The 6709-nt window shown below is 72.0% G+C and carries 9 protein-coding genes; 7 read left to right on the top strand and 2 right to left on the bottom strand.

What is annotated here, in order from left to right; genetic code table 11:
- Positions 1 to 20: 20 nt before the first annotated feature.
- Entirely contained in the window at positions 21 to 194 is a 174-nt protein-coding gene (locus tag GCU69_RS32440) for a hypothetical protein (RefSeq protein WP_170315763.1), read from the bottom strand.
- A gap of 325 nt (positions 195 to 519) precedes the next feature.
- On the opposite strand from GCU69_RS32440, the gene GCU69_RS02395 reads away from it, so the two are divergent.
- The 4 genes from GCU69_RS02395 to GCU69_RS02410 all read left to right on the top strand — a co-directional run bounded on the left by GCU69_RS02395 (position 520) and on the right by GCU69_RS02410 (position 4077).
- Positions 520 to 1173: a response regulator transcription factor gene (locus tag GCU69_RS02395; protein WP_098754026.1), complete on the top strand. Its 654-nt coding sequence runs from the start codon at positions 520 to 522 to the stop codon at positions 1171 to 1173.
- Positions 1174 to 1177: 4 nt separating this feature from the next.
- Complete coding sequence (locus tag GCU69_RS02400) at positions 1178 to 2437, top strand: sensor histidine kinase (RefSeq protein ID WP_156204994.1); 1260 nt, start codon at positions 1178 to 1180, stop codon at positions 2435 to 2437.
- Between the two features lie 380 nt (positions 2438 to 2817).
- Positions 2818 to 3117, top strand: coding sequence for a DUF4193 domain-containing protein (locus GCU69_RS02405; protein ID WP_098754027.1), 300 nt, complete (start codon positions 2818 to 2820; stop codon positions 3115 to 3117).
- 258 nt (positions 3118 to 3375) lie between these two features.
- A complete protein-coding gene (locus GCU69_RS02410) occupies positions 3376 to 4077 on the top strand; it encodes a hypothetical protein (protein ID WP_408055750.1) in 702 nt (233 codons plus the stop codon).
- A gap of 218 nt (positions 4078 to 4295) precedes the next feature.
- Here GCU69_RS02410 and GCU69_RS02415 read toward each other — a convergent pair whose 3' ends face one another.
- The gene (locus tag GCU69_RS02415; protein ID WP_098754029.1) at positions 4296 to 4739 is read right to left on the bottom strand and encodes a DUF3093 domain-containing protein; all 444 of its coding nucleotides are present in this window, start codon (positions 4737 to 4739) and stop codon (positions 4296 to 4298) included.
- Positions 4740 to 4798: 59 nt separating this feature from the next.
- Between GCU69_RS02415 and GCU69_RS02420 the strand changes: the two genes are divergently transcribed.
- From GCU69_RS02420 to GCU69_RS02430, 3 genes are read left to right on the top strand one after another with little or no spacing between them, the layout of a single operon-like run.
- On the top strand, positions 4799 to 5383 hold the full coding sequence (locus GCU69_RS02420) for a PaaI family thioesterase (protein WP_098754030.1): 585 nt from the start codon (positions 4799 to 4801) through the stop codon (positions 5381 to 5383).
- The gene (gene dut, locus GCU69_RS02425) at positions 5380 to 5895 is read left to right on the top strand and encodes a dUTP diphosphatase (RefSeq protein ID WP_098754031.1); all 516 of its coding nucleotides are present in this window, start codon (positions 5380 to 5382) and stop codon (positions 5893 to 5895) included. Before GCU69_RS02420 ends, dut begins: the two co-directional genes overlap by 4 nt.
- Before the next feature lies 1 nt (position 5896).
- Positions 5897 to 6685, top strand: coding sequence for a DUF3710 domain-containing protein (locus GCU69_RS02430; RefSeq protein ID WP_156204995.1), 789 nt, complete (start codon positions 5897 to 5899; stop codon positions 6683 to 6685).
- Positions 6686 to 6709 lie beyond the last annotated feature (24 nt).

Consider the following 6709-nt stretch of genomic DNA (forward strand, 5'->3'; position numbering starts at 1 on the left):
CGGCCGTGACCGGGGTCCGGTCAGGAGCTCAGCGCGCCGATCTCCACACCGTGTTCGGCGGCCAGGCGGTGCAGGTCGTCCAGCTCGGCCTGCTCCACCTCCACGAGGAAGTCGTCGCCCGTCTCGCGCGCATGCGTCAGGTCGGACTCGGTGGTCTCTATACGCTGCAGAAGTCCTGCGGTGAACGCGTCCATGGTTGCGCCCCCTCGTCGTGGGTCGATGGCACGGGGGTGTGCCGACGGCGGGTCGATCACGCTCCGCTCCTCTGCGGGGGACAGCAGGCCGTGGCATGCCACGTACAGGGCGTGATCTCTGGATGTTTCATCGTCCTCCCCATCAGCGCCCGCGCGGAAACCTCGGCAACCCCCGAAAATCCGGAATTCTCCGGCCGTCCCTGCTCGGAGCGGGTCCACTTACCGCCGGTTTACGAGCCTTGGCGGCAGGATGGAGACACAGGGACAGGCCGGAACTCCAAGATCCCCGGCCCGATCACAGGCCCCCGAGGAAAGGAAATGCGCCGTGCGCGTACTCGTCGTCGAGGACGAGCAGCTGCTCGCCGATGCGGTGGCCACCGGGCTGCGCCGGGAGGCCATGGCCGTCGACGTGGTGTACGACGGCGCCGCGGCGCAGGAGCGGATCGACGTCAACGACTACGACGTGGTGGTCCTCGACCGGGACCTCCCGCTGGTCCACGGCGACGACGTGTGCCGGCGGATCGTCGAACTCGGACTGCCCACCCGGGTCCTCATGCTGACCGCATCCGGTGACGTGAGCGACCGGGTGGAGGGCCTGGAGATCGGCGCGGACGACTACCTCCCCAAGCCGTTCGCGTTCAGCGAGCTGACCGCCCGGGTGCGCGCGCTGGGGCGCCGTACCACGGTCGCGCTGCCGCCCGTCCTGGAGCGCTCCGGGATCAAGCTGGACCCCAACCGCCGGGAGGTCTTCCGGGACGGCAGGGAGATCCAGCTGGCGCCGAAGGAGTTCGCGGTGCTGGAGGTGCTGATGCGCAGTGAGGGCACCGTGGTCTCCGCCGAGCAGCTGCTCGAGAAGGCGTGGGACGAGAACACCGACCCCTTCACCAACGTGGTGCGGGTCACCGTGATGACGCTGCGCCGCAAGCTCGGTGAGCCGCCCGTGATCGTCACCGTGCCCGGCTCCGGCTACCGGATCTGACCCGATGGCATCCACGCCCCCCTCCGCACCGGCCCCCGCGCCCCCGAAACCCACCTGGGACCCCCGCACCCCGCCCCGGTCCCGGCCCTGGCTGCGGCCCACCATCAGGATCCGGCTCACGCTGCTCTACGGCGGCATGTTCCTGATCGCGGGCATCGTGCTGCTGTCGCTGATCTATCTGCTGGCGGCGCAGGCGCTGGACCAGGGCAACACCCTGCCGTTCCGGCTGCTGGAGGGCAGCTTCCGGCCGACGAGCAGCACCTGCCCGGCGATCACCGGCCGGACGTTCGAGACGGAGGAGTTCAACACCGTCCTCGAGACCTGTATGCACTACCAGCGGCAGCTGGCGCTCGACGACCTGCTGCGGCGCTCCCTGCTCGCCCTGCTGGGCCTCAGCGTCGCCGCGTTCGCGTTCGGCTACGCGATGGCCGGCCGGGTGCTCTCGCCGCTGGGCCGGATCACCCGCACCGCCCGCATGGTGGTCGGCTCCGACCTGTCCCGCCGGATCGAGCTGGGCGGGCCGGACGACGAGCTGAAGGAGCTGGCCGACACCTTCGACGAGATGCTCGACCGGCTGGACCGCGCCTTCGACGCCCAGCGCCGGTTCGTGGCCAACGCCTCGCACGAGCTGCGCACCCCGCTGGCGATCAACCGGACCCTGCTGGAGGTGCAGCTCTCGGACCCCGACGCGGCCCCGGAACTCACCCAGCTGGGCAAGACCCTGCTCGCCACCAACGAGCGCAGCGAACAGCTGGTCGAGGGGCTGCTGCTGCTCGCCCGCAGCGAGAACGAGATCGTCGACCGGAAGCCGGTGGACCTGGCCGAGGTCGCCTCGCGCGCGGTCGAGCAGGTCCGCCCGGAGGCGGAGGCGGCGCGGGTCGAGCTGCGCGGGGAGCCGCGCGAGGGGAAGCCGGCTGTGACGGTCCAGGGCAACGGCGTGCTGCTGGAGAGGGTCGCGATGAACCTGGTGCAGAACGCGGTGCGCTACAACGAACCGGGCGGCTGGGTCGAGGTGAGCGCGGGGCGGACGGACGGCATGGCGAACCTGGTCGTCGCGAACACCGGGCCGGTCGTTCCGGCGTACGAGCTGGACAACATCTTCGAGCCGTTCCGCAGGCTGCGCACCCAGCGCACCGGGAGCGACAAGGGCGTGGGTCTCGGCCTGTCCATCGTGCGTTCGGTGGCCCGTGCGCACGGCGGGCAGGTCAGCGCGGTGCCCCGGGACGGCGGCGGGCTCGTGATGCGTGTCACCTTCCCGCTCTGACCCGCCGGAAGGCTGTTCGCTTTGGGCGGAATTTTCGGGGTCCCCGCTTCGGAATTCCGTGTGGGATCCATCACAAGCTGTATTTCCGGCCATTTACCCTCCGTGAGGACACGGGTCGTCGGAAAGCCGGGAAAATCCGGGTTTTCGCGGGCCCCGATCACGGGAAGTACACGGGGTGGCCCCGCGAGATGTGGGAACACGACCGTGTACGGTCCCCATCGCCATCCAACCCGATCACCTCTTCAGGGGTGCGGTTGGGTGTCGATTGAGTAACAGACCTTGATGTGAGGCAAAATCTCCGCCTCGGGTCGGGCACAAGACCGGCTCCTCACGCGTTACGAGCGCTGAGACACCACAGACACCCGGAGGGGGAGAGCGACATGGCAACGGACTACGACACCCCACGCAAGACCGATGACGAGCTCAACGAGGACAGCATCGAAGAGCTCAAGGCCCGTCGGAACGACAAGTCGACGTCCAGCGTGGACGTGGACGAGTTCGAGCAGGCCGAGGGCCTCGAGCTGCCCGGTGCGGACCTCTCCAACGAGGAGCTGTCCGTCCGCGTGCTGCCACGCCAGGCCGACGAGTTCACCTGCATGAGCTGCTTCCTGGTGCACCACCGCAGCCAGCTGGCAGCCGAGAAGAACGGCCAGCCGATCTGCCGCGACTGCGCGGCCTGAGGCCGGACGGCCGTGACAGGGTCCACGCCGTCCCGGAAGCACCTCTTCCGGCGGCAGGGCACACCAGAGGCACGCGAGGGCCGCGGCGCCCCCGTGGAGGGCGCCGACGCGCCCTCCGAGTCCTCCGCCCTGCCGGCGGAACAGGCCGAGCGCCCCGACCAGGCGCCCGGCACGCCCGCTGATCCCGCGCGCACGCGCGGGGGAACACGCGCGGGACGGGGCCGCGGGGCCGCGCTCGCGTCAGCGGCCGGACGGGGGATGTCCGCCGGAGGCCGCGGCGCCCGGCGCGGCCTCACCGTCGTCGCGGACCGCATCATCGACGTCGCGCCGCGGATTCCGGTCCGCGACCTGGCGACGCTCCGGGCCCAGTTCCCCGGCCTCGGGCCGGAACAGATCGCCGACCGGCTGGTGGCCGGAGCGATCCGCAGCTCCGGGACCGTCGGCGCCGGAGTCGGCGCCGCCGCCATGCTGCCCACACCCCCCACGATGCCCGCGGAGCTGGCCGCCGAGATCGTCGGCGTCGCCTCCGTGGAGTTCAAGCTGATCGCCGAGCTGCACGAGGTCTACGGCGTGCGGGCGCCCGGCGGCCCCTCCGGGCGGGCGTCCGCCTATCTGTCCGCGTGGACGGAGGAGCGCGGCATCGACGTCACCAAGCCGACCAGTTTCAACGGCGCCCTGGGCGGCCAGATGCGGCGGCAGCTGCGCCAGCAGATCCTCAAGCGCACCGTGCGCAACTTCCCCACCCTGATCCCGTTCATGGTGGGCGCGGCCGCCGGTGCGCTCATGAACCGGCGCGAAACCAGGAAGCTCGCCGAGAAGGTCCGCAAGGACCTCCGCCGGCGGCAGGTCCCCTGGGACAGCCTCCCGGCGGCCCCGGAGCCGGAGCTCGGCAGCCCGAAGGAGCTCCAGCAGCGGCCCGGCCCGCTTCCGGGCGACGGCCCCTCCCGGGACGGCGGCTGACTGCCGGGTCCGCGAGATCTGTGAGATCTGTGAGATCTGTGAGATCTGTGAGATCCGTGAGATCCGCGGGATCTGTCAGATTCGCGAGGTCCGTGAGATTCGCCGAATCGCCGGGACTGCGGCAACCGCCGGTGGCCCGAGATCGCCGGACGCCCGATACCTGCCGGACGCCCGAGCCCCTCCGGTCCCGCGAGGTCCGCCGGATCGCACCGGCCGCCTCAGGCCCGTACGGCCGCCAGCGCGGCGGCCAGCCCTTCCGGGTCCCGGGTCGACAGATAGACGTACGGAGTCGGGTCCGCCGGGTCCGTGATCTCCACCCGCAGCGCGGTCGGGATGTAGCTCCGCAGCAGCATGAAGGCCCGCGGGTCCGCCTTGTACGTCCGCCACGCGGCCGCCTCCCGGGCGTCCAGCACCTCCGCGTCGCCCAGCGCCGTCACCGGGATCCTGGCGTCGCCTGCCACCAGGGAGTCCGCGACCACCCGGATCCGCGCCGAACCGTAGGAACTCACCGCGGCGGCGCCCAGGGCCGCGCCCACGATCAGACCGCCCAGCGACGGGAGCACCCCGAGGGGCAGCACGGTCAGGCCGCAGAAAAGGCCGGCCGCAACCGTGACGAGCCACCAGGAACGGGGCGCGGTCAGGCGTTCTTCGTAGGACTGCATGGACTCAAGCTTGGCACGGCCGCGTTGCCCGTCCCCGCGCGCGGGTAGGGTCTGCACTCGTGAGTGCACCAACATCTTCGCTGACGCCCCCCGAGGGCGCCCGGCCGCCGGTCCGGCACCCCGACGCGCCCGCGCCCGGGGAGCTGCTCGGCGCCCATTACGACCAGTGCTTCGGCTGCGGCCGGGACCAGGCGCACGGACTGCACCTGGAGACGCGGGCGGGCGAGGGCGTGAGCGTCACGGCCGTCTTCACCGTCAAGGCCGCCCACCAGGGCGCGCCCGGACTGGCCCACGGCGGAGTGCTGGCCACGGCCCTGGACGAGACGATCGGCTCGCTGAGCTGGGTGCTGCGCACCATCGCGGTCACCGGCCGGCTGGAGACGGACTACGTCCTGCCGGTGCCGGTCGACACCGAGCTGCACCTCGACGCCCGGGTCACCGCGGTGCACGGCCGCAAGATCTACGGCACCGCCACCGGCCGGATCGGCGCCCCCGACGGCCCCGTGGCGGTCCGGGCCAACGCCCTCTTCATCGAGGTCAAGGTGGACCACTTCATCGAGAACGGCCGCGACACCGAGATCAGGGCCGCGCTCGAGGACCCGGACCAGGTCAGGGTCGCGCGGGCCTTCGAGGTGAACCCGTGAGCCGCGCCCCGGTGGACGTGCTGCTGCGGCGGCTCGACCCGGACGTGCCGGTCCCGGCGTACGGCCACCCCGGTGACGCCGGCACCGACCTGGTCACCACCGAGGCCGCCGAGCTGGGGCCGGGCGAGCGGGCCGTGCTGCCCACCGGGATCGCCGTGGCGCTGCCCGACGGGTACGCGGCCTTCGTGCACCCGCGCTCCGGTCTCGCCGCCCGGTGCGGCGTGGCACTCGTGAATGCTCCCGGGACGGTGGATGCCGGGTACCGTGGAGAGATCAAGGTGATCGTGGTCAACCTGGACCCGCGTGAGAGCGTGCGGTTCGAGCGGTTCGACCGGATCGCTCAACTGGTCGTCCAGCAGGTCGAGAAGGTGCGCTTCCACGAGGTCGCGGAGCTTCCGGGCTCGGCGCGGGCCGGCGGGGGCTTCGGATCGACCGGCGGGCACGCCGCGATGGACGGCCCCGCCGGGGGACATGAATACGCTTCGGTCGCATCCGACCGGGAAGGACAGTGACGTGTTCGGACGTCGTCGCAAGGGACGCGCAGACGCTGAGGACACCAAGGGCGAGGTCGACCTCCCCGAGGACGGTGTGGACTCGGACGGGTCCGAGCTCGCCGGGGACCCGGCGGAGAAGAGCGGGCGCAGGGTGAACCTGCCGCCCGCCCCCCGCCCCGACGGGCCGTGGGACATCTCCGAGGTGAGCAAGCCCGAGGAGGGCCGCGTCGACCTCGGTGGTGTCTTCGTCCCCGGGGTCGAGGGCATGGAGCTGCGGGTGGAGGTCGCCGGCGACGCGATCGTCGCCGCGACCGTCGTGCTCAAGGACAGCGCCGTCCAGCTCCAGGCGTTCGCCGCTCCCAAGCGGGAGGGCATCTGGGGCGAGGTGCGCGAGGAGATCGCCAGCGGCATCACCCGCCAGGGCGGGGTCATCGACGAGGTCGAGGGCCCGCTGGGCTGGGAGCTGCGGGCCCAGGTGCCCGTGCAGCTGCCGGACGGCAAGAACGGCGTGCAGGTGGTGCGCTTCGTCGGGGTCGACGGGCCGCGCTGGTTCCTGCGCGGGGTGATCTCCGGCCAGGGCGCGGTGCAGCCGCAGACCGCCGGGCTGCTGGAGCAGATCTTCAAGGACACCGTCGTCGTCCGCGGCGACCAGCCGATGGCGCCCCGCGACCCGATCGTGCTCAAGCTGCCGAACGACGCGCAGATGGTGCCGGACGGCGTCCAGCAGGACGAGGCCGAGCCCGGCTCGCGTTTCGCGGGCGGCGTCGACCGCCTCTCCCGCGGCCCGGAGATCACCGAGGTCCGCTGAGGTCCGCGACCGGGTGCCTCTCCC

Source organism: Streptomyces lycii (assembly GCF_009735685.1).
GTDB classification, from domain to species: Bacteria; Actinomycetota; Actinomycetes; order Streptomycetales; family Streptomycetaceae; genus Streptomyces; species Streptomyces lycii.

Excerpts from the sequence above, each read along its gene's own strand:
- GCU69_RS02400 (WP_156204994.1), top strand. The coding sequence starts at position 1,178 with ATGGCATCCACGCCCCCCTCCGCACCGGCCCCCGCGCCCCCGAAACCC.
- GCU69_RS32440 (WP_170315763.1), bottom strand. The coding sequence starts at position 194 with ATGGACGCGTTCACCGCAGGACTTCTGCAGCGTATAGAGACCACCGAG.
- GCU69_RS02415 (WP_098754029.1), bottom strand. The coding sequence starts at position 4,739 with ATGCAGTCCTACGAAGAACGCCTGACCGCGCCCCGTTCCTGGTGGCTC.
- GCU69_RS02410 (WP_408055750.1), top strand. The coding sequence starts at position 3,376 with ATGTCCGCCGGAGGCCGCGGCGCCCGGCGCGGCCTCACCGTCGTCGCG.
- GCU69_RS02405 (WP_098754027.1), top strand. The coding sequence starts at position 2,818 with ATGGCAACGGACTACGACACCCCACGCAAGACCGATGACGAGCTCAAC.